We start from the raw sequence: 23,140 nt of genomic DNA, 5'->3' as shown, positions 1-23,140 counted from the left end.
CGCGACCCGGTGCAGCGCACGGGTTTGGGCGCGGCGCGTGTCGACGTGACGCAGCGCGACGTCTCATTGATCGGGTTTCGCCTGCACCGCTGCGGCGATATCGCGGCTCACCGAGGCGAGCGCGCGATCGTGGGCGGCGATGATCGGCTCGAATCCGGGACCGGACACGCTCTCGCGCGCGACCGAGCGGCCGGTGACGGCGCGGACCTTGCCGGGCGGCCGCACGGCCCACAGCACGTCGACGGTGACGTCGCGCCCCGGCACGGACTCGAAGCGCATCACGTCGATCCGCACGCGCCAGACGACGGACGGATCGCGTACCGCATCGAATACCGAAATCTGCTGCGAGTTCAGCAGCGCGCCGAGATCAGCCGCGATCACGCGGCCGATGTCGCCACCGAGCGGCTGCGCCCAGCGGTCGAATTCGTTGACCGCGACCTCGTTGTTAGCGATCCGCGTGACGATCTGCGGCCGGTCCACGATCTCGGGTATCGTGACCGGACCGATCACCGCCGCGATCGGCCGGCTCGCGCCGGTGCTGCTCAACGACTCGTCGGGGCTCAGCGTGTAGAAGTTCGTCGCCGGCGACTTGCAGGCGCCGAGCAGAGCGCCGGCGAGCGCGAGCATCAGGCCGGCCGCGAAGCGGCCCATCGCATCTGTCATGGCTTCTTGTCCTCGGACTTGCCGCGCACGAGCGATTCCGGATGCTGCGCCAGATAGTCGGCCAGCGTGCGCAGCGAGGCAGCGGTGCGAGTCAATTCACGCATTGCGTCCTCCGTGGATTGCTGCAGCGACGAGTCCGGCTGCAGCGCGGCATTCGCGGAATCGAGCGTCGATTGCGCGGACAGCAGCGTGTCGCGCGCTTTCGGCACGACCTGCGTGTTGAGCTGCCCGAGCATCGCGTTGGTGGTGCGCAGCGTCGAGCGCGCGTCTTTGCCGATATCGTCGAACGGTATGTTGTTGATCTTGGCGAGCAGTCGCGTGACCGATTCCTGCAGCGATTGCAGCGTGCGCGGAATCGCGGGCATTTCGGGCGGCGTCTTGCTCCAGTCGATCGACGCCTTCGGCGCGTCGGGGAAATAGTCGAGCGCGAGATACTGCTGGCCGGTCAGCAGATTGCCGCTTCTCAACTGGAAGCGGAAGCCGTGCTCGACCAGATAGTTCGCGAGAGCGCGCGGGTCGTCGGTGAGGTGTCCGCCGGCGCCGTCGTTCTGATAGCGCGACGTGAACCGCTCCGGATAGATATTGATCTGGACCGGAATGCTGAAGCGGCGCGTCTGCGGGTCAAAGCGCGTGTAGATCGCCGTGACTTCGCCGATCTCGACGCCGCGGAAATCGACGGGCGCGCCCACTGCCAGACCGCGCACCGAATCCGTGAAGTCCACCACGTATTTGACGACGATGCGATCGTGCATCTTCATCGCGTCGGCGCGCGTGGTGTACAGCTCGAACCGGGTGCTGGTATCGGCGCTCGTCTCTACCCGCGAATCGGGCGGCGATTCGAACGCGATCCCGCCGATGATGATCGACACGATCGACTGCGTTTCGACGCGCAAGCCGCTGCTGTCGAACGCCATGTCGACACCGCTGGCGTGCCAGAAGCGCGTGTCGGTTCTGACGAAGCGGTCATACGGCTCGTTGACGAACACCTTCACCGTCACGCCGTGGCCGTCCGGGTCCAACTGGTACGACGCGACCTGGCCCACCTGAATTCTGCGGAAAAACACGGGCGTACCCACGTCGAGCGAGCCGAGTTCCGTGCCGTGCAACGTGTACTCGTGCCCCGGCACGTCGCTCGCGATCACAGGAGGCTCCTCGAGGCCAACGAAACTGCGGCGCGCTTTTGGCGAATTGCCGACGTCGACGTCGATATACGAGCCCGACAGCAGCGTGCCGAGCCCCGACACCGTACCGCCCGAAATGCGCGGACGCACGACCCAGAAGCGCGTGTTGTCGACGAGCAGGTCCGACACGTCGCGCGTCACCTCGGCCTTGGCCACCACGCGCTTGTGGTCCGGCGTCAGCGAAACCGCTTCGACCACGCCGATATCGACGTCCTTGAACTTGAGCTTCGTCTTGCCCGCTTCGAGACCGTCACCGGTCTTGAAGCTGATGCTGATCTGCTCGCCGCGCTCCATCACCGCCTTCACCGCCAGCCAACCGCCGATCAGTATCGCCACGATCGGCACGAGCCAGACCAGTTGCATCCGCCAGCGCGAGCGCGGCACCGGCTCCGCGGCGGGCAGCTCGGGCTCTTCAGTCGGAGTGGACACGTTCGGTCTCCAAAGCGTCCCACATCAGGCGTGGATCGAACGCCATCGCGGCGAGCAAGGTCAGCACGACGACCGCGCCGAACGCGATCGCCGCCGGCCCCGCCTTGATCGTCGCCAGCGCCTGGAACTGCACCAGCGCGACCAGCATCGTGATCACGTAGATGTCGAGCATCGACCAGCGACCGATCAGCTCGATCAGGCGATAGATCCGCGTGCGCTGCGCGGGCAGCCATTGCCAACGAAGCTGGGTCGACAGCGCGAGATACCCGATGCCGAGAATCTTCAGCATCGGCACGACGATGCTCGCGATGAATACGAGCACTGCGAGCGGCCACGAGCCCGATACCCACAGATACACCACGCCGCTCAGGATCGTGTCCTTCTGCGTGCCGAACAGCGAACTCGTGTCCATCACGGGCAGCACGTTGGCCGGGATGTAGAGCACCATCGCGGCCACCAGATACGCCCACGTGCGCGACAGGCTCGCGGGCTTGCGCTGGTGCAACGGCGCCCTGCAGCGCGGACAGACGTGCTTGACCGCGCCGCTGGGCTGCTTGAGCAGCAGGCCGCATTCTTCGCACAGCACGAGCCCGTAGGCAGACGCCGTGATGGCGTCGCGGCGCGCGCGGATCGGCGGTAATGGCCATGGCTGCGCGCCACGCGCTGCCGTGATGCGCGCCCACACCTCGCGCGGATCGAACGTCGCCGCCGCGGCCGCGAGCAGCAGCATTAGCGCGATGAACGACCACAGCGCAGTGCCCGGCACCACCTTGGCGATATGCGCGAGCTTGACGAGCGCGACCAGCAAGCCGAGGATCAGCACCTCGGTCATGCCCCACGGCCGCGCGAGCTGAAACAGACGAAAGCACTCGGCCGGCCGCCACGGCACGCGCCCGAAGCGCAGCGGCAGCAGCAGCCACAGCATCGCCGCGGTTTGCAGCACCGGCGTGACGATCGTCGTAAGGCCGACCAGCAAGGCGAGCGGCCACGAGCCGTGGCTGTACAGCATGCGCACCGAACCCGCGAGCGTCGTCTGCACGACATGGCCGTTCAGCGACAGACCGACGATCGGAAACACGTTCGAAATCACGAGCAGCACCGCGGACGCGCACGAGAATGCGAGCGCATACTCCGGCCCGTTCGAGCGTCCGCGCCTGAGCTCCGCGCGGCAACGCTGGCAGCGCAACGCATTGCCGGCGGCGGGCGGCGCGCCGAGCTGAAGCAGGTCGCACTCTTCGCACGCCATCAGCTCGTTGCCCGTCATCTCGCCTCCACTGCACCCGACGTTCCAGCCGGCGCGGGCGCGTTCTGCGAGACCGGCGCGATCGCCGGCGAGTTTTGCGGCGCGGGCGGCGGCGCCGTCAGTTTTTCCGCCTCGGCCACCCAGCCACCGCCCGTCGCCTTGTAGAGCGTGACGTACGAGGTCAGCACCGCGCCTTGAGTTTGCGCATAGTTCAGTTGCGCGTTGAACAGGCTGCGCTCTGCATCGAGCACTTCGATGTAGCTCGTATAGCCGCCTTCGTAGCGCTGCCGCGCGAGGTGCGCATAGGTGTGCAGCGCCTCGACCTGGAGGTTTTGCGCATCGAGTGCCTGATGCGTCTTCTGCACGGAGATGAGCGCGTCCTCGACCTCCTGGAACGCTACCTGGATCGCCTTTTCGTACGAGTACAGCGATTCCTGCTGGCGCGCTTCGGCCTGGTGCACCTGGCCGGTGATGTTGCCCGCCGTGAAGATCGGCTGCGTGACGCTACCGGCAAACGACCACACGCGCGCCGGGCCGGTGAACAGATTCGAGAACTGCGCGCTGACCGAACCGAACAGCCCGGTCAGCGAAATCGACGGGAAGTACAGCGCGCGCGCCGCCCCGATCAGCGCATTTTGCGCGACCAGCGTCTGCTCGGCCTCCAGCAGGTCGGGACGGCGTTCGAGCAGATCGGACGGCAGCCCCTCGGGAATCGGCGGCGTGCCCATCTGCGACAGCTCACGGCCGCGCAGTATCGCGCCGGGATTCCTGCCGATCAACACGGACAACGCGTCTTCCTGCTGGGCGATCTGCGCTTCGAGCTGCGGAATCGTGACTTGCGCGGCTTGATACTCCGACTGGCTTTGCGCGAGTTCCATCTGCGAGACCTCGCCGTAGCGGAAGCGCGCCTCGAACACGCGCACCGATTCCGCGCGGCTTTGCACGGTCTCCTTCGCGATCACTAGCTGCCGGTCCAGACTGCGCAGATTGATGTAGGCCGACGCGACCGAGCTCACCAGCGTCAGAATCGTGGCGTGGCGGCCCTCTTCGCTTGCGAGCAGATTCGCGCGTGCCGCCTCGGTTTGCCGGCGCACCTTGCCGAACAGATCGACTTCCCAGGACACCGCCAGCGTCGCGTCGAACTGGTTGTAGACGGGGCTCACGCCCTTCGGCACCGGCACGCCTTCGTCCTGCGAGACCCGTTGACGCGACGCGTCGGCCCCTGCCGAAAGCTGCGGGAACAGCCCGGAGCGCGTGGTCACGAACTGCCCGCGAAACTCGTCGACCCGCGCGGCCGCGATCTTCACGTCGCGATTGTCCTGCAGCGCGGCGGCGATCAGCTGATCGAGCACCGGGTCCTGAAACTGCTCCCACCACACGGCGTTGGCGATGCCCGCGGCCTCGCCCTGGGCGAAACGATAAGTGGCCGGCACGTCGACCGCCGGGCGCTGATAGTTGGGGCCTAGCAGGCATCCGCTCAGCGCGAGCAGCATGACGGATGCGAGCAAACGCGCCGGTGCCGTGCCGTGCATGTCATTCACCTTCCCGCGGCGCGGACGGCGCCTCGCTCGACGCACCGGGCCCCGGCACCGCCGAGGGTTCGCGTCCTGCGCCACCGCTGGGCTCCACGCCCGGCGTCGGCTTTTTGCCTCCTTTCGAGCGCGACGACATGGTTTCGAGCAGGTAATAGAACATCGGGATGAAGAATACGGCGATCGCCGTCGCGCCCAACATGCCGCCGATCACACCGGTGCCGATCGAATGGCGGCTGTTCGCCGACGCGCCCGTGGCGATCGCGAGCGGCACGCAGCCCAGAATGAACGCGAGCGAGGTCATCACGATCGGGCGCAGCCGTTCTTCCGCCGCGGTCATCGTCGCGTCGAACACCGAGGCGCCGGTCTCGCGATTGAGCACCGCGAATTCGAAGATCAGGATCGCGTTCTTCGCGGCGAGCGCGACCAGCATCGTCAGCCCGATCTGGAAGTAGACGTCGTTGGACAGGCCGCGCAGCATGATCGCGAGCAACGCGCCGAACAGCGCGAACGGCACCGCCATCAGCACGCCGAACGGCAGCGTCCACTTCTCGTACTGCGCGGCGAGGATCAGGAACACCATCACGAGACCGAATACGAAGACGAGCCCGGACGTGCCGCCCGACTGCCGTTCCTCGAATGCTTCGCCGCTCCATGCCACGTCGTAGCCTTCCGGCATCTGCGCGGCGATCTGTTCCAGCGTCGAGATCACCTGTCCGGAGCTGTAGCCCGGCGCGGCATTCGCCGTGACCTTGATGGCCGGGAAATTATTGAATCGCGTGACGAGGTCTGGGCCCGTCGTAAAACGGTAGCTTGCCACCGACTTGATCGGCACCATCGTGCCGTTCGTGCTGCGCACGAAGATCTGATCGAGATCAGTAGGCTTCAGGCGATACCGCGGGTCCGCCTGCAGGATCACCTGCCACAGCCGGCTCGAGCGGTTGAATTGCGATACGTACAGCGAGCCGAACATCGTCTGCATCGAGCTATAGACGTCTTCGACCGGCACGCCGAGCGTCTCCGACTTGTCGCGATCCACGTCGACCAGCAGTTGCCGCGACGCCGCATTGAAGGTCATCGTGACGCCGGTCAGCTCCTTGCGCGCCCGCGCTTTCTGCACGAACTGGTCGGCCACGCCCGCGAGCTGTGCGATGGAAGCGTCCCCCTTGCTCTGAATCCACACCTCCGTGCCGCCTGTCGTGCCGAGCCCCGGAATCGACGGCGGGTTGACCGGCACAATAATGCCTTCCTGGACGTTCGCGAAGTGGCGATACGCGTCGAGCAGCACCTGGCGCGCGTTCTGCGTCGCGCGGTTGGCGCGCGTATAGCGTTCGTCGAAGCTCTTCAGACCGACGAAGAAGGTGCCGGCATTGTTCTTGTTCTGGCTGTCGAGCAGGCTGAAACCATCGACCGTGGTGATACTGCCGACCGCCTCCTGTTTCATGAAATAGTCAGTGATGACTTGCGACACCTGGCCGGTGCGGTCGAGGCTAGCCGCGTCCGGCATGATGACCGCGCCGAGCAGATAACCCTGGTCTTCAGGCGGCAGGAACGCCGACGGAATCGAGCGCATCATCAGCACCGCCAGCACGATCATCGCCGCGAAGAACACGAGCCCCATGACAAAGCGCTTGATGATGAGCTTGACCGCGCGTGAATAGCCCGACGTCATGCGGGCGAACTGATTGTCGAACCAGCGGAAAAAACCCTTCTTCTCGTGGTGCGCGCTTTTCAGCAGCAATGCGGCGAGCGCCGGTGACAAGGTCAGTGCGACGATGCCGGACAGCACCACCGAAATCGCAATCGTGATCGCGAACTGCTTGTACATCTGACCGGTGATGCCGCCGAGAAACGCGACCGGCACGAACACCGCGCACAACACCAGCACGATCGCCACGACAGGCCCGGCGACTTCGTCCATCGCCCGTTTCGAGGCCTCTTTCGGCGAGAGCTTGTGCACCGTTATGTTGCGTTCAACGTTCTCAATCACGACGATCGCATCGTCGACGACGATACCGATCGCGAGCACCATGCCGAACAAGGTCAGCATGTTGATCGAAAAGCCCAGCGGCAGCATGAACATGCAGGTGCCGACGATCGACACCGGCACCGCGATGATCGGAATCAGCGTCGCGCGAAGGCTTTGCAGGAATACGAACACGACGATCACGACGAGCACCAGCGCTTCGAAGAACGTATGGATCACGTCCGAGATCGACGCTCGCGTGAACTCGGTCGTGTCCATCGCGATTTCGTAGGTCATGCCTTCCGGAAACGACTTTTTCAGTTCCGCGAGTGTCGTGCGCACCTGCTTCGCCACGTCGAGCGCGTTGGCGCCCGGCTGCTGATACACGGCGAGCACGGTGGCCGGCTTGCCCTGGAAGCGGCTGCGAATGGAGTAGTCTTTCTGGCCGAGCTCGGCGCGGCCGATGTCCTTGAGCCGCACGATCGCCGCGCCGCCGCTCGCGGCGCGCACGATGATGTTGTCGAACTGCGAAGGCTCGGCGAGGCGCCCCGTGGTCGTGACCGCGAACGATTGCTGGACCGCTCCGCTGGTCGGCGACTGTCCGATACTGCCCACCGCGAACTGCTGGTTCTGGTTCGCGACGACCCGTTGCACGTCGGCGGCCGTCACGCCCAGCTGCGCCATCCGGTCGGGCTTCAGCCAGATCCGCATCGCGTAGTCTGGCGTGCCGAAGATACTCGACTGGTTCGCGCCCGGAATCCGCTTGATCGCGTCAAGCACGTAGATGTTTGTAAAGTTCGCGATATACGTCGCATCGTAGCGGTTGGTGGGCGAATAGATCGCGATCACCATCATGAACGCCTGCGACTTTTTCTGTACCTGAATGCCCTGCGCCTGTACCGATTGCGGCAGTTGCGGCAGCGCGAGATTCACGCGGTTCTGCACGTCGACCTGGGCCAGTTCGGGGTTCGTGCCGATCTGGAAGTACACGTTGAGCGTCATACTGCCGGTCGACGAACTCGACGAGTTCATGTAGATCATGTTGTCCGCGCCATTGACCTGCTGCTCGATCGGTGCGGCGACGTTGTTCGCGACGACCTCGGCGCTGGCGCCCGGATAGGTGGCGGACACCGTGATCTGCGGCGGCGTGATGTCGGGGTATTGCGCGATCGGCAGCGAGAACATCGCCAATGCGCCGCCGAGCGTGATGACGATCGAAATGACTGACGCGAAAATCGGCCGGTCGATGCAGTAGCGCGAAATGTTCATGGCGGCTGCCCCGTCACTCGGCGGCGGGCGCTGCCGCGGCGCCTTGCGATGCAGCCGTCGCCACCGCCGCCTGGCTTTTCCCGCCGGCCGCGAGGGTTTTGATGATTTTCAGCTGCGAATCCGCGGTAACGCGCTGCGCGCCGTCCACGACGATGCGCTCGCCCGCCTTGAGTCCGTCGGAAACAAACCAGTTATCGCCCTGCCAGTCGCCGACTTCGACGACGCGCTGATGCGCCTTCGAGTCGCTATCGACGACCCACACGAAGTGGCTCTTCGCGCCCTGCAACACCGCGCGCTGCGGCACGAGCGTCGCATGGGGCCGGATCGCGCCGGAAACGCGGGCCCGCACGAACTGGCCGGGGCGCAACGTGCCCTTCGGGTTTTCGAAGGTCGCGCGCACGAGGAAGGTTCCCGTTTCGGTATTGAACGCCGGGTTCGCGAAGTCGATCTGGCCTTGCTCGGCATAGGGCGAGCCATCGGCGAGAATCAGATGCACGACGAATTCGTTGTGCGCGGGAAACCTCAATAGTCCTGCCGCGATGTCGTCGCGGTACTTCAGCATTTCGTTCTCGGAGATGCTGAAGTTCACCCACATCGGATCGAGCTGATACACGTAGGTCAGCAAGCCGTTCGAGGTGGCCGTCACGTAGCTGCCATCCTGTAGACGCGCGAAGCTCGACAGGCCGTTCAGCGGAGACTTGATCGTCGTGTAGCCGAGGTTCAGCAGTGCGGTGTCGACTTCGCCCTGGGCGGCGATCACCGCGGCGGCGCTCTGCTTCTCGTTGCCGACCGCGTCGTCGAGATCCTTCTTGCTCAACGCGTTCTGCGCCGCCAGCGGCTGCACGCGCCCGAGATTGGCCTTGGCGACTTCGAGACGCGCCTCCTGCTGGGCCAGTTGCCCTTTCGCGGTCCGCAGCGCGGCCTCGAATGGCTTACGGTCCATCTGGAACATCGTTTGTCCCGTCTTGACCAACGCGCCTTCGGTGTACATGCGCTTGTCGAGGAAGCCGTCCACCCGCGAGCGGATCTCGACTTCACGCGAACTCTGCGTTTGCGCGGTAAATTCGAAGTCGACCGGCGTGTCCTGCTGCGTCACCGTCATCACGGTCACTTCCGGCGCGGCGACGACCGGCGGCGGTGGCGCCTTCTTGCACGACGCGAGCCACGTGAGCAGCGTCAGCGCCGCGATGATGGCGAGCAATGGGAGAGGGCCGCGAGAATGTGGCCGCGGCGAGGCCAGGGACACGGGTACGGTTTTCATCGCGCACTCCGTCTGATCACAAAGGCGTGCAATTGCCGAACAGCACGAAGGCATCATTTCTGTTGGCAATCGTCAGCGTCATCTCGCCGTCCGTCGAATCGACGACCAGCGTCCAGCCAAAGCCCAACTCATTGCCGAGGATCAGGAGCTGATCCGCCTCCTTGGTGACCGACAGCATCGGCGTCGTGCGCGCGGGACCGACGACCGCGCGTTTGTCGAAGTCGAGAGTCAGGAATTTCGGCAGACCGAGATCCGCGGGCAACGCGCGCGTGCAGGCGATGCCCGGATCGCAGGCGTGCGCGTCGATCGTCGCGCAGATCAGCCGCTTGCTCCCGTCGAAGTCCGCCGCGCCCACCTGCATCGCAGCGGTACCGAGAAGAATCGCGAGACAAACCGAAATTGATTTCATCACGTGCGCTCCCGCTTTTATCCTTGAACGCTGCCGCACTCCGCGCGGCGCATCGCACGCGCAAAGGCACGCACGCGCCGCAACCTGTCCGGTTTCGAGTTCGGTGCGGCGCAGCCGGCGTTCGGTTCGACGCGTTGACTGAGTTCAGTTTGGTGGTCCGAAGAAACGGCGACAATCGGACCTTGGTCTCATATCATCCGGCGCGAAGACGCGCGTTCAGGGTGTCGGCGGACCGCCGATGGCCACCTCGACCGCCTTGAACAGAATCGCGCTGGTGAAAGGCTTGCGCAGATACGCGGCCGCACCGGCCGCGAGCGCGGTCTGGCGGACGGAAAGATCGTCATAGGCGGTAATCACGATGACCGGCACGCCCATTTGCGCGAGCTGACGCTGGACTTCCAGGCCGTTGGTTCCCGGCATCTGGACATCCAGAATCACGCAGGCAGGCCGATACGACGGAATTGCCACAAGCGCATTCAAGAACTCGTCACCGCTGCAAAACGTCTCCGCCCTGATACCTTCGGAATGCAGCAAACGCTTGATGGCTCGGCACACCGACTGGTCATCGTCGACCACCGCAACGAATTGGTTAGGGTTGACCATATGACAGCGCGAACGCGCAGTCGCTCCGGAAAGTGGACCACTGATGCCTTAGCGTACTGGTTGAAACCCCGATGAGATATAAGACTTTGGTCCACTAGCGGTGTCGGCCAGCACCGCTGAAAGCAGCGGCGCAACGCGGGAGTCGGCGCCTGGTTCGGGCGATTATTCTTCGTCGGCCGTACAAACGCCGCCCTTTCGCACCAGATGAACGAGGTCGACGATCGATCGGGCCTTCATCTTCTCCATCACGCGGGCCCGATGAATCTTGATGGTTTTTTCGGCCGCGCCCAGATCGCTCGCAACCTGTTTGTTCAGGCGGCCAGTCACGACGAGTTCCATGACTTCGCGTTCGCGGCGGGTCAGATGCCGCATCCGCTCTTCTATTTCCTCGCGTTCGTGGCGCCGCCTGCTTTCCACACACGCGCGCGCGAGCGCGCGATCCACCGCGGCGAGCAACAGCGAGTCGCGCACCGGTTTGGGCAGAAAGTCGACCGCTCCGCCTTTCATCGCGTCGACGCTCGAGCCGATGTCGCCGTGCCCGGTCAGGAATACGATCGGCAGCAGCTGGTCGAGCTTGCGCTGCACTTCGAGTCCCGTCATGCCCGGCATCTGCAGATCGAGAACGAGGCAGGCTGGCATGCTCGTCAAATCGGCTCGTTCGAGAAAGGCCTCAGGACTGTCGAAGCATTCGACCTGGTAGCCGGAGGCGCGCAGCAAGCGGGCGAGCGCGCTGCGCACGCTGTCGTCGTCGTCGACGATGAAGACGCGAGTGTTGGTCTGGTTCATGATGATCAGGGCACGAGTCTCTGTCGGATATCGGTCGCGACGGGAAGCGTGACGTGAAACGATGCCCCTTTGCCCTCGTTGTTTTCCGCCCATAGCCGGCCGCGGTGCGCCGTGACGATCGTGCGGCTGATCGAAAGACCCAGTCCGAGTCCCTGCGGTTTGGTGGTGAAAAATGGCCGGAAAATCCTTTCCATGCTGTCGACGTCGAGGCCCTGGCCGCGGTCTTTTACCGTTATCCGTATCAGTCCGTCCGATTCCTCACGCGCTGTCGTTTCGACGAGGCGGTCCGCGGCAGGGCAATCCTTGACCGCGTCGAAAGCGTTGAGCAGCAGGTTCAGGATCACCTGCTGAAGCTGAACCTTGTCGCCGCAAATCAGCGCCAGATTCTGCGGAATGTCGAAGCTCGTGCGCACGCTGCGCGTCAACGCATCGCTGTGCACGAGGATCGCGATGTCGCGCACGACGTTGCCGACGTCCAGCAACTGCAACTGGACATCGCCTTTGCGCACCAATGCGCGAATCCTTTGCAGCACCTCGTTCGCGCGGCAATTGTCGGCCACGATGTCTTCGAGCGCTTCGCGCAGCTCCACTACGTTGGTCGTCTCCGCATCCATGAATTTGCGTGCGGCTTGCGCGTTGAACAGGATCGCGGTAAGCGGCTGCTTCAACTCGTGCGCGAGCGATCCGGCGAGTTCGCCCAATGAAGAAACGCGCGCGAGATGCGCGAGATCCCTCGTACTTCCATCGACTTCGCCGCACGCACTGCATTCCGATATCGCGGTGATCCGCAATTCCTGATTGTGCACGCGGCATCGCGTGGTTTCCGCCTCCGCGTGAAAGCCACCGCCATCGCGCCGCCGCGCGATCAGAACCTGCGTGGTCGTGACGCCGGAGATTTGCATCTTCGCGCCGCGATTGCCTGGGCCCGACCGATCGGCATTGATGCCGTCGATCGGAAACAGCTTGGCGGCGGGCGCGCCGATCAGCTCTTCCCTCGTGTAGCCGAACAGTTGCGCCGCCCGCGCGTTCGCGAAGATGATCTGGTCCCACTGATCGACCGTGACGATCGGAACCGGCAACATTTCGAGCGTCTCGCACAGCGGCATTCTCGTGTCGAGCATGCGCCGCGTGCTGCTATCGCCTTCGCCTCGCAGCCACGACGCGCAAGCGGCGACATGGCGCCGCCATGCCGGCAACGCGTACGGCGGCTCGCGGGTATCGCGGGTACTCTGTCGGCTCGACACGCCGGAGATACTGCGAGCGCGCTGAAACCGGTGATGCCTGGGTGAAATCTGTCTGGAACGGTCGTGCCCGGATAGTGGAGCACCGTCGTTGCGCGCATTGTCGATCTGTGACGGCACGCTTTGACCCATGTGGCGCGGTTGCGCGTGCAGCGCCGTGAGAAATCCTGCTACCCCGATCGCCAGGTGTCTGCCGTACACGATCAGATTAATCATTGGCACCTCCGGGTCCAGTGCGAACGGATTCCGTACAACTGCGATGTCTTTATCTTTGGGCTTCGAACCACATAATTGACTTCACAATCGTTACTTCGCACGTCTGGTGGCTGGAAGTCAGTATAGGCTATCCAGAATCACTTACCGAAGGGTTACCTTAATTTATGCCGCTTACTCGGGAAACTACTCAATAGTGTTCTGCGTTGTCCGCCATCAATCGGAAAATGGCGACAGAGTTTGTTAGGCAGTTAATTATTGCCGGGCGAGGCAGTGTCCGTGCCGTCCGTTTGCACGCACAGGAAAGTTAGCAAACTGGCAACGTCGCACTAGGAGCCGCAATGTTCTCCTGCGCCGTGACGGATTTGCACTAGCCCGTGAAGCCCGGCGAGATAGCGCTTTCAGATGAAAACTTCCAACCGTAAAGCTTTCATGCATTGCGAATCGCAGAGTCAGCGGGTATACCCAACGCTATTTCTCCAATTTAATTAATTGGTCGGCGATCGGTTTTTTAACGCAAGTCAACGCTTTTATCGCCCGCTATTCCAGTGCGAATCATTTGCATTCATCGACCACAAAAAATAAAATTATGCCAGGCAGATGACTAAACACAGCACCGCGGCGAGAACGCGTATTTCGGCTTCGTCTTTTCTACCGGTATTGAATAAACAGGACGGTCAGTGCAGATTACAGGCAGCGTCGCTGCGAGTCGCGAGCGAATCTGGCTCGCAGCGTTTCGTGGGAACAACGGGAGGGATGATAGGGAGGCTAAGGGGTGAGTCCGCCAAAAACTATCCGCTGCGCGTCGCCGTGCCAAGGCACGCGTAGCGTGTCGCGCGGCCTCGCTGTAACGAAACCGCGCAACACGCGATAGACGCGCCACCGTGTGACAGCGCCATGACAATCGATCGAATGCCCTGCTTGCCTCGCCCTGCTACAGATTCATGGGTGTAACCTTGGTGCCGGCCAGCGACAGGTCGGCCATCAAGCCCGTATTGGTCAAGACCATCGCGACGACCTCGGCGGTCGCCGACGAGGTATCGACCGTGCCGGTAGCTCCGACTTTCAGCAGTGAAACCGTAGCATCGGCGCCCACCGACCAGCCCTTCGCGTTGCGGAATTTCTCGAGCGAATCTTTCGTCATGAACAGGAAGAACACGGCGGTCGACTGCGCGCCGGCCTGCAATCCGAACGATGCCGCGGCGGTGCTGTAAAAGCCGACCGTCGCTCCGCCGACGCGCAATGCCCCTTCACCGTACTCGCCACCGACGATGAACGCCGCCTTCCTCACCGAAGGAAACACCAGCACGCCCTGCGCCTTCGATACGAGTTCGTGCGAGCCTTGCACCGTATCGAACAATTTCGACAGCGCACCGTTCACGGCCGCGTCGATCTCCTGCCGTTTGGCGGCGTCGGTAGTGGCGCTCTCGCCACTGCCTCCGGTCGTCGTGCAACCCGCCAAAGCCAGACTCGCGGCCATGGATGTAAGCGCGAGCGTGTGCACAAAGTTCCGTCTGTTCACTATCGACTCCGTTCTGGTTACGATCCGAGTCGCCAGTCCTGATGGCTGGAAGCCTCGATCTTTTTTCTCCGCCGTGAAGCGGCATAGCCGCCCAAGGAACCATCAATGCCATCGCCGCCCGTCGATTTTCTTCGGTATACGGATGCGACGACTACAACGCTTGCAGATACATGATGTCACGCTGAAACCGCCGCGGAATCGGACCTTGGTCTTACAGGTAGCGCGGTGTCGATGATGAACGAAACGCGAAGCCAGCGAAGCTGATTGGCCGGGCCGGCCTCGATCATCCGCCGAGCGCGATGATCGCCACGGTGAGCAGGACGCCGACCGCCGCCATCGCAAGGCCGGCCTGCCAGCCGCGAAATCCCGCGTAATGCCCCAGCGCCATGCCGCTGCAGAATAGCATCGCGATGGTCAGGACACGGGAGACGATCAGCGCCGTCGGAACGTTTCGCGAACAGCACGAAGGGCAACGCGACCGGGAATGTTGCGGCTACTACGAGCACAAAGATAGCCGCGGCGGCGATGAAATCGTCGCGCACGAATACTGCTTGCTGCGGCAGATCCGGCCGCGCCGCAACACGCCTGCGGATGGACTCGAGCTCCGTATCGCCGATCAACGGTCTGAGCCACGCGGCCATTGCGTCGCGAAGCGTCCGAACGCCCGCGGCCGCATTCGGCTGGCTTCGCACGGAATGCGCAAGCGTCACACGCCTGCCGCGAGCCACCAGCGTACGCACGAGGAACATCACCGCGTCCGCGAGGCCCCATGCGAGATTGCAGCCGAGCGCCGTGTAGAACATCTTGTGCCCCGCGTCGGCACCCGCGCCGACGGCCGAGACGGTTCCGACGAACGTCAGCGCCATGAAGAGGCCGAAACATAACTCGCACACTCGATCGACGACATCGAGAACCGGCTCCCTATCGCCGAAGTTTTCCTGCTCCGTGTGACCCGTGGCATCCATGAGGCCTCCCATGGCGATGACGTGAACCGAACCCGCCCGTTGCTGGCATACGGATGAGGTGCGACGAGGACAGTCGGATCGGGCAGGCGCGAGCAGACGCCCGCAGCATACAGCGCGCCCTGTACCGACGATATTGGACCAAGGTCGTATGGCCCTGCTTCGCGTCGCGCTCTACCGTGGGAATGGATCATTGCGGAGTACGCTGGAACAGTCCGCGCTGGGGAGAAGATAATGGCCAAAACGAAGTCGGAAAACGAGCAGCCGGAGCAAGACAGGGCGCTGTCGTACAAGGAATATCGCAAGGCGCTTTTCGATCTGCATGTCGAGCTCGTCAAGCTGCAGGAATGGGTCGTGCAAACGGGAAGCAAGGTCTGCGTCGTCTTCGAGGGACGTGACGGCGCGGGCAAAGGCGGCACGATCAAGGCGATGACCGAGCGCGTCAGTCCGCGCGTCTTCCGCGTCGTTGCATTGCCCGCGCCTAGCGAACGTGAAAAAAGCCAGATGTATGTGCAGCGCTACGTGCCGCACTTGCCGGCCGCGGGCGAGATCGTCATTTTCGACCGCAGCTGGTACAACCGCGCGGGCGTCGAGCGCGTGATGGGTTTCTGCTCCGAGGAGGACGTGCAGACGTTCTTCAAGGCCGTGCCGCTCGTCGAGCGGGCGATCGTCGAATCCGGGATCATCCTGCTCAAGTACTGGCTCGAGGTCAGCCCCGAGGAACAGACCCGGCGTCTCGAGGCACGCATCCACGACGGTCGCAAGATCTGGAAACTGACCGAGATGGACCTGAAATCCTATAGCCGATGGTATGACTACTCGCGTGCCCGCGATGAGATGCTCGCGGCGTCGGACACCGACTATGCTTCGTGGTTCATAGCGAATTCAAACGACAAGCGGCGCGCGCGACTGAACATCATCAGCGACATGCTTCAGAGGATTCCGTACAAGCAGCCTGCCCGCAAGAAGGTCTCACTGCCGAAACGGCAAAAGCCCGACGGTTATAAGGAACCAGACTATCCGTTTAAATACGTGCCCGAGCGGTATTGATCTGGCAGGTGTTGCTCGAGCTGGCTTCAAACGTACGGCAGCGTTGCCTCGCACCCGGCTTCAACTAGGCTGCGGCGATAAGCGAAGGCCGCGAGCGGGTAGTCGAAGAAGAAGCGGCCCGTCTCCCGCTTCTCCACATAGAACGTTTCCGCCTCGCATTGCGGCGTCGCAATTCGCAGCGTGCGCGCCCATGCGAACGCCAGCAGCGTCCACCCAAGCATCGCCAGATAGTCGTCCGCGACCCGGTATGCCGTCTCCGGGTCTTGCGCGTGGCGTGCCTTGATCGACCGTGTCGTGCTCTCCACTGTCTGTGCGAGCTCTGCGAGCTTCGCGCCGGCGGCACGAACCGGCGGATCGGACTCCTGACACAGCCGCGCTTCCGCGCGCACGTGGCGAAGCAGCACATCGAACGCCACCGCCCCATCGGGCAGCACCTTCCGAATCAGCAGATCGATCGCCTGAATTTCGTTGGTGCCTTCGTACAACATCGACACGCGACTATCGCGCAACGTCTGTTCAATGCCGTACTCGTGGATGTAGCCGTAACCGCCGAACACCTGCAGCGCGTTCGATGCAGCGCCAAAACCGTTGGCGGTAAAAAACGCCTTTGCAATCGGAGTCAACAGCGATGCGAGCTGCGCCGCCTGTTCCCGTTCGGCGGCATCGGCATGACGTGCGGCGATGTCGAGCCAATGCGCGGTCCAGTAACCGATCGCGCGCTCGCCTTCGACGATCGCGCGCAGCTCCATCAGAATCCGCCGCATGGCCGGATGAAACGCAATCGGCGCAGCCTTCCCCGGTGCGACGTTCGCACCGGACGGCACGCTCACTGCACGCATCTGCGCGCGTTCCTGCGCGTAAGCGTGCGCGCGTTGCCACGCGGTGTGCGCATGCCCGAGGCCCTGCATCGCAACCTGCAGCCGCGCCGCGTTCATCATCACGAACAGGCACGCGAGACCGCGATGCGCTTCACCGACGAGCCAACCGAATGCGCGTTCGAAGCGCATCGTGCAGGTCGGGCTGCCCTTCAGGCCCATTTTCTTTTCGATGCCTTCGCAATAGACACCATTGCACGAGCGCCCACCGTCGCCGTCTTCCAGCCATTCCGGCACGACGAACAGCGACAACCCTTTCGTGCCGGGCGGCGCATCGGGCACTCGAGCGAGCACCAGATGAACGATGTTCTCCGTCAGATCGTGCGCGCCGCCGCTGATAAAGATCTTGCTGCCGTCGATGAAATACCCGTCGGTGCCCGGTGCTTCAGTCGCGCGCGAACGGATCAGGCCGACATCGCTGCCGGCCTGGGGCTCGGTCAGACACATCGTCGATAGCCACTCACCACTCGCGACTTTCGGCAGCAATGCCTTTTTCACGCGTTCGCTGCCATACGTCTGCAAGCATGCCGTCGCGCCGTGTGTGAGCCCGGGCGACATCAACCATGCATGGTTGGCGCCCGCGAGCATTTCCTGAAGTGCGACGTCGAGAAGCTGGGGCAAGCCCTGTCCGCCGTGCCTGGTGTCGAGCGATAATGTCGGCCAACCCGCTTCGACGAATTCCGCGTAGGACTCGCGAAAGCCCGCGGGCGTCGTCACCTTGCCCGTGTCGAAACGACATCCTTCGAGATCGGCGCTCGCGTTGAGCGGCGCGATGCGCTCCTCGACGAAGCGCGCCGCTTCCTCCAGCACCTGCTGCGCGGTCTGCGAGTCGAGGTCTTGCCAGTCGGGCACGTCGCGCCACCACGAAGTGGCGTCGAGCCACTCGTCCATCACGAAGCGCATGTCGCGTAGCGGCGCCTTATAAGTCAACGTCATTTCTTCCTGTCCCTGGATTACCTGCCTCTGCGCGCATGGATCACGGTCGCGTCGGCGGCGTCGGCTTCGTGCATCGCTTCCACGAGCGCGGCCCGGTGCTGGAGCACGGCGCGCTGATTGATCGAGCCTTTGTCGGTGATCTCGCCGAGGTCGAGCGACGGTGGCACGCTCAGCAGGTGCATGCGGGCAATGAACGAGGCACTGCCCGTCGCACTCCGATTCAGCCGCGCGACGAGCTCGCTGAAGAAAGCGCGCACGGCGGCCGTGTTGAGCACGTCCTCGGCGCTCGCATCCGCGGGCGAGCCCGCCAACGAGCGACACGCGTCGAGGCGCGGAAAAATCATCGCGCCCACTTCGTCGCGATTCATCCCCGTAATGACGGCATCCTGAACGTAGGGCGCCCCTTGGCTGATGATGCGCGCGCGCATCGGCCCGACGCTGACGAACGTTCCCGACGCAAGCTTGAAGTCCTCCGCAATGCGGCCATCGAACATCAGGCCCAGTTCGGGACGTTGCGGGTCGACGAAACGCACGGCGTCTCCTGTGCGGTAGTAGCCTTCATCGTCGAACACGCTGCTCTGAAGCGCCGGCGATGCTCGCCAGTAACCGCCCATCACGTGAGGGCCGCGAAAGCGCGCTTCGAATTTGCCATCGACGGGCGCGACCTTGGCCTGGCACCCGGGCGGCGGCAAGCCGATATAGCCGGCGCACGATACTGGTCCCGTCGTGAACAGACACGACGGCGCGGTCTCGGTCATGCCGAGCCCGGCCATGATGCGGATGCGTTCTCCGCAATGTTCGAGCGTTACGCGCTCGAGACGCTCCCACGCCGCCTGCGACAGACCAGCGCCCGCGAAGAAATACATCTTCACGCGCGAGAAAAACCGCTCGCGCAGCGCCGCATCCTTTTCCAGCGCGATGGTCAGTTCTTCCCAACCCTTCGGCACGTTGAAGTAGATGGTCGGCGCGACCTCACGCAGATTGCGCAGCGTCTCGTCGAATTTGCCGGCCACGGGTTTGCCGTCGTCGATATAGAGCGTGCCGCCGTTGTACAGCACGATGCCGACGTTGTGGCTGCCACCGAACGTGTGATTCCACGGCAGCCAGTCGACGAGGACCGGCGGCTCGATGCCGAACTGCGGAAAGGTTTCGAGCAGCATCTGCTGGTTTGCGCCCAGCATGCGATGCGTCGTCGGCACGGCTTTCGGCAGGTTCGTCGAGCCGGACGTGAACAGGAACTTCGCAATCGTGTCGCCGTTCACGCGCGCGTTGGCAGCATCGACGTCGCGCGGGGCCGTGTCGAGCAATGCGTCGAAGCGCGTCACTCTCGACGCGTTTGGCGCGGGCACCGCGCTGACACGTTCGACGTCGCTTCCCAGCGCGGCATCGAGCGCCGCTGTGTATGCGCCGATATCGTCCGCGTAGACCAGACCCGGTTTGAGCAGTTCGAGGACATGGCGCAGCTTTCCGTAATCGCCCGACATCAACGAATAGGCCGGCGAAACGGGTGCATAAGCGATACCCGCCCACATCGCGCCGAGCGCGAGCTGCATATGTTCGACGCTGTTGCCCGACAGGATCACCAACGGGCGTTCCGCGCTGAGATCGCGATCGAGCAGCGCCTGCCCGATCGCACGTGCGCGCTCGAGCATCTGCGCATACGTGATGCCCTGCCACGCGCCTGCGGCATCGCGTCGTGCGACGAGCAGCCGGTCGGGATGCGCGCGTGCGCCGCTCAGCAGGCGGTCCGTAAAGCGCTCCGGAAACGGACCCAGAGGTTCAAGTGTCTCGAGGTACCAGCAGTCGCCGCGTTTCTCGATCCGCGCTGAAGGCGCTCCGATGGCGACGCTCCGGTATCCGGTCGCCAGAGAGCTTGCGTGGCTGTGCTCCGATTCCAAAACCTGTCTCCTGTGTCGACCAGAGTTAGCGCTTTAGCGCTTACTCTGGTCCCATGTTGCTTGTATTCCCTTTCTCCCGCGCTGTGGAGCAAGGGGAAACGGCGTCGCTTTCTCATGCAAGGATGGGGTGGCCGCAATCGTTGCGGCCGGGAGCCGACGCCTAGATCGGATAATGACGCGGACTCGTCTGCACCGTGATCCAGCGCAACTCGGTGAACTCGGGAATCGACGCCTTGCTGCCGAAGCGTCCATAACCACTCGCCTTCACGCCGCCGAACGGCATCTGCGCCTCGTCGTGCACGGTCGGGCCGTTGATGTGGCAGATGCCCGACTCGATGCGTTTCGCGACGTTCATCGCGCGCGCGATATCGCGGCTGAACACTGCCGCGGAAAGTCCGTACTCGCTGTCGTTCGCGACCGCCAGCGCCTCTTCGTCGCCGTCCACGCGCTGCACGGTCACCACGGGGCCGAACGATTCATCGGCATAAAGCTTCATCTCGCGCGTCACGTTCTCGACGATCACCGGCTGCATGATCGCGCCTTTCACCTCGCAACCGAGCGGCAGCTTCGCACCCTTTTCGCGGGCGTCTTCGACCAGCGCGCGAATGCGCCGCGCGGCGGCTTCGCTCTCGAGCGTGCCGAGGATCGAGCCCGGCTGTGTCGGATCGCCTGCCTTCAGCGTGCGCGCTTTCGCGACGAGCTTTTCGACGAACGCATCGGCAACCTTGCGATCGACGATCACGCGTTCCGTCGACATGCAGATCTGCCCTTGATTGAAGAACGCGCCGAACGCGATGCCCTCGACGGCAGCGTCGAGGTCCGCGTCGTCGAGCACGAGCACCGGCGCCTTGCCGCCCAGTTCGAGCAACGCGGGTTTCAGATGGCGCGCGGACAGCTCGGCGACGATGCGGCCGACACGCGTCGAACCGGTGAAATTCACACGCTTCACGGCAGGATTCGCGACCAGACGCTCGACGATCGCGGGCGCGTCTTCCGGCGCATGCGTGAGCACGTTGACGACGCCTTCGCCGAGACCCGCGTCGTTCAGCGCTTCGCCGATCAGCGCATGCACGCCGGGACAACCTTCCGATGCCTTCAGCACGACCGTGTTGCCACACGCGAGCGGCATGGCGAGCGCGCGCGTCGCGAGAATCACGGGCGCGTTCCACGGCGCCATGCCAAGCACGACGCCGCACGGCTGGCGCACGGCCATTGCGAGGCTGCCCGGCACGTCGGACGGAATCACCGCGCCGTCGATCTGCGTCGTCATCGCCGCGGCTTCGCGCAGCATGTTGGCCGCGAGCATGACGTTAAAGCCGTACCAGTTCGCCATCGCACCCGTTTCGGCCGCGCCGATCTCGATGAATCCGGCGGTACGCGCGTCCATGCGGTCGGCGGCGGCGAGCAGGCGTTTGCGGCGCTCCGTGGGCGTGAGCGCCGCCCATGCCGGGAACGCGCGCGCCGCCGCGGCGACGGCCGCATCGGCATCCTCGACGGTGGCCGCCGCGGCGCGGGTGGCAACCGCCCCCGTCGCGGGATTGATGCGCTCGAAGGTCTTGCCGTTCGACGCGGCACGTTTCGCGCCGCCAATCAACAGGTTCGTTTGATGCATGTGTTCGTCTCCTCGGTCGTCCCGCTGAAGTGCGCCGCTTAGCGCTTATAGGTCTGCAAGCCCGGCTTGATGCTCTTGTCGTCGAGGAACTGCTTGAGGCCCTGTTCCCGGCCGCCTTCCGGATCGCGATAGTTCGCCTGGTCGAGCTTCGCGTACAGGTAGTCTTCGTTCTGCTCCCACGTGAGTTCGCGCGAACGCTTGAAGCCATGCTTCGCGTTGCGCAGCACGACCGGGTTCTTGTTCAGCAGCTTCGCCGCGAGAGCGATCGTTTCGTCGCGCAGTTGCGCGAGCGGCACGCTTTTGTTCACCAGACCCATCTTCGCGGCTTGCGGACCCGTGAAGGTGTCACCCGTCATGATGTAGTACAGCGCTTCACGATGACCGACGGTATCTGCCATCGCCTTGCTCACGAGGTTGCCCGGCGGAATCCCCCAGTTGATTTCGGACAGGCCGAACACGGCTTCGTCCGCGGCGATCGCGAGATCGCAGGCGACGAGCGGAGAGAAGCCGCCGCCGAAGCACCAGCCGTTGACCATGGCGATGGTCGGCTTCGAGTACATGCGCAGCAATTGCCATTGCCAGCGGCTCGCGTCGCGGCGAATCCGCTCCTGCAGCACGTCCGGGCCCGCGTCCACTTCGCGGAAATATTCCTTCAGGTCCATGCCGGCCGTCCATGCACTGCCTTCGCCGGTCAGCACGAGAACCTGGGCTTCGGCGTCGAGTTCGAGCGTCTCGAGAACGTCGATCATTTCCTTGTTCAGCGTCGGGCTCATCGCGTTGCGCTTGTCCGGACGATTGAACGTGACCCAGGCGATTCCGCCTTCCACCGCGACCTTGACCGTTTTCCAGCGTCCTTCGTAACTCATCTGCTTCTCCGTATCAATGCCGCCCTCGCGGCCTGAGCTCAATTTAATATCAGGTGCCCTGATAAGTAAAGTACAATATTGAAGTCTTGGTACAAACCCCTAACCGCCTATGCCGACGATCACGAGTAAGCCGTCAGGGTCTGAAACGACACCGCGCGCCGCGGCGCGGCGCAACCTGCGCGATCGAAGGCACGCTGCCGCTCCGGTACGTCTCAGCTACCTGGCCGGGCAGCTCGACAAGATTCTCACGCGGCAGCTTTCCGAAGCGCTTGCCTCGCATGGTCTGACGTTGCCGCAATACACCGCGCTGTCGGTGCTGCGGGCGCGCGCACGTTCGTCGAACGCACAGCTCGCGCAGCGCTCGTTGATCACGCCGCAAGCGGCCAGCGCGGTCGTCAAATCGATGGAAGCGAATGGATGGGTGACGCGTGTGGCCGATCCGATCAACCGTCGCGTCGGGCTGCTGTCGCTGACGAAGGCCGGCGAAACATTGCTGGCTCAGTGCGACGGTGCCGCTGACAGGGTCGAGCAATCGATGCTAGGCGAAATCGATGAACACGGTTCACAGATGCTGAAAAACCTGCTGTCGACGTGCGTGCGCAATCTTCGCGCAGCCTGACGCA

General features: G+C 63.7%; 17 protein-coding genes and 1 pseudogene. 2 read left to right on the top strand and 16 right to left on the bottom strand.

The genetic code is table 11. From position 1 onward, the window contains the following. Positions 1–63 precede the first annotated feature (63 nt). The 12 genes and pseudogenes from OKW41_RS06535 to OKW41_RS06480 form a co-directional block, all read right to left on the bottom strand. Complete coding sequence (locus OKW41_RS06535; RefSeq protein ID WP_429445598.1) at positions 64–663, bottom strand: PqiC family protein; 600 nt, start codon at positions 661–663, stop codon at positions 64–66. Beyond that, positions 660–2,273, bottom strand: coding sequence for an intermembrane transport protein PqiB (locus tag OKW41_RS06530; RefSeq protein WP_429571930.1), 1,614 nt, complete (start codon positions 2,271–2,273; stop codon positions 660–662). Before OKW41_RS06530 ends, OKW41_RS06535 begins: the two co-directional genes overlap by 4 nt. Continuing rightward, the gene (locus tag OKW41_RS06525; protein WP_429571929.1) at positions 2,257–3,537 is read right to left on the bottom strand and encodes a paraquat-inducible protein A; all 1,281 of its coding nucleotides are present in this window, start codon (positions 3,535–3,537) and stop codon (positions 2,257–2,259) included. Before OKW41_RS06525 ends, OKW41_RS06530 begins: the two co-directional genes overlap by 17 nt. Continuing rightward, positions 3,534–5,048, bottom strand: a complete 1,515-nt coding sequence (locus OKW41_RS06520) for an efflux transporter outer membrane subunit (RefSeq protein ID WP_429571928.1) — start codon at positions 5,046–5,048, stop codon at positions 3,534–3,536. Before OKW41_RS06520 ends, OKW41_RS06525 begins: the two co-directional genes overlap by 4 nt. 1 nt (position 5,049) lies before the next feature. Continuing rightward, positions 5,050–8,283 carry an efflux RND transporter permease subunit gene (locus OKW41_RS06515; RefSeq protein ID WP_429571927.1) on the bottom strand — a complete coding sequence of 1,078 codons (3,234 nt, stop codon included), beginning with the start codon at positions 8,281–8,283 and terminating at the stop codon, positions 5,050–5,052. A gap of 13 nt (positions 8,284–8,296) precedes the next feature. Next, positions 8,297–9,544: an efflux RND transporter periplasmic adaptor subunit gene (locus OKW41_RS06510; RefSeq protein WP_429571926.1), complete on the bottom strand. Its 1,248-nt coding sequence runs from the start codon at positions 9,542–9,544 to the stop codon at positions 8,297–8,299. Between the two features lie 16 nt (positions 9,545–9,560). Continuing rightward, entirely contained in the window at positions 9,561–9,953 is a 393-nt protein-coding gene (locus OKW41_RS06505; RefSeq protein WP_090808966.1) for a hypothetical protein, read from the bottom strand. Positions 9,954–10,169: 216 nt separating this feature from the next. Then, on the bottom strand, positions 10,170–10,556 hold the full coding sequence (locus OKW41_RS06500; RefSeq protein WP_429445586.1) for a response regulator transcription factor: 387 nt from the start codon (positions 10,554–10,556) through the stop codon (positions 10,170–10,172). A gap of 162 nt (positions 10,557–10,718) precedes the next feature. Further along, entirely contained in the window at positions 10,719–11,342 is a 624-nt protein-coding gene (locus OKW41_RS06495; RefSeq protein ID WP_018424532.1) for a response regulator transcription factor, read from the bottom strand. Between the two features lie 5 nt (positions 11,343–11,347). Continuing rightward, entirely contained in the window at positions 11,348–12,799 is a 1,452-nt protein-coding gene (locus OKW41_RS06490) for a PAS domain-containing sensor histidine kinase (protein WP_429571925.1), read from the bottom strand. Between the two features lie 931 nt (positions 12,800–13,730). Then, on the bottom strand, positions 13,731–14,318 hold the full coding sequence (locus OKW41_RS06485) for a BPSL1445 family SYLF domain-containing lipoprotein (RefSeq protein ID WP_429571924.1): 588 nt from the start codon (positions 14,316–14,318) through the stop codon (positions 13,731–13,733). Between the two features lie 283 nt (positions 14,319–14,601). After that, positions 14,602–15,283 (bottom strand): annotated as a pseudogene (locus tag OKW41_RS06480) (hypothetical protein). A gap of 231 nt (positions 15,284–15,514) precedes the next feature. Here OKW41_RS06480 and ppk2 point away from each other — a divergent pair. Further along, positions 15,515–16,330, top strand: a complete 816-nt coding sequence (ppk2, locus tag OKW41_RS06475; protein WP_429571923.1) for a polyphosphate kinase 2 — start codon at positions 15,515–15,517, stop codon at positions 16,328–16,330. Between the two features lie 26 nt (positions 16,331–16,356). Here ppk2 and OKW41_RS06470 read toward each other — a convergent pair whose 3' ends face one another. The 4 genes from OKW41_RS06470 to OKW41_RS06455 all read right to left on the bottom strand — a co-directional run bounded on the left by OKW41_RS06470 (position 16,357) and on the right by OKW41_RS06455 (position 22,517). Beyond that, the gene (locus tag OKW41_RS06470; protein ID WP_429571922.1) at positions 16,357–18,141 is read right to left on the bottom strand and encodes an acyl-CoA dehydrogenase family protein; all 1,785 of its coding nucleotides are present in this window, start codon (positions 18,139–18,141) and stop codon (positions 16,357–16,359) included. 17 nt (positions 18,142–18,158) lie between these two features. Further along, positions 18,159–20,039: a feruloyl-CoA synthase gene (locus OKW41_RS06465; RefSeq protein WP_429571921.1), complete on the bottom strand. Its 1,881-nt coding sequence runs from the start codon at positions 20,037–20,039 to the stop codon at positions 18,159–18,161. 160 nt (positions 20,040–20,199) lie between these two features. Further along, positions 20,200–21,651, bottom strand: a complete 1,452-nt coding sequence (locus OKW41_RS06460) for an aldehyde dehydrogenase (RefSeq protein ID WP_429571920.1) — start codon at positions 21,649–21,651, stop codon at positions 20,200–20,202. A gap of 38 nt (positions 21,652–21,689) precedes the next feature. Continuing rightward, the gene (locus OKW41_RS06455; RefSeq protein ID WP_090810398.1) at positions 21,690–22,517 is read right to left on the bottom strand and encodes a p-hydroxycinnamoyl CoA hydratase/lyase; all 828 of its coding nucleotides are present in this window, start codon (positions 22,515–22,517) and stop codon (positions 21,690–21,692) included. Positions 22,518–22,626: 109 nt separating this feature from the next. Between OKW41_RS06455 and OKW41_RS06450 the strand changes: the two genes are divergently transcribed. After that, the gene (locus tag OKW41_RS06450; RefSeq protein WP_429571919.1) at positions 22,627–23,136 is read left to right on the top strand and encodes a MarR family winged helix-turn-helix transcriptional regulator; all 510 of its coding nucleotides are present in this window, start codon (positions 22,627–22,629) and stop codon (positions 23,134–23,136) included. The last annotated feature ends 4 nt before the right edge of the window (positions 23,137–23,140 follow it).

Source organism: Paraburkholderia sp. UCT70, assembly GCF_050434085.1.
Lineage (GTDB): Bacteria > Pseudomonadota > Gammaproteobacteria > Burkholderiales > Burkholderiaceae > Paraburkholderia > Paraburkholderia tuberum.
This window is presented reverse-complemented; position numbering and strand designations above follow the sequence as displayed.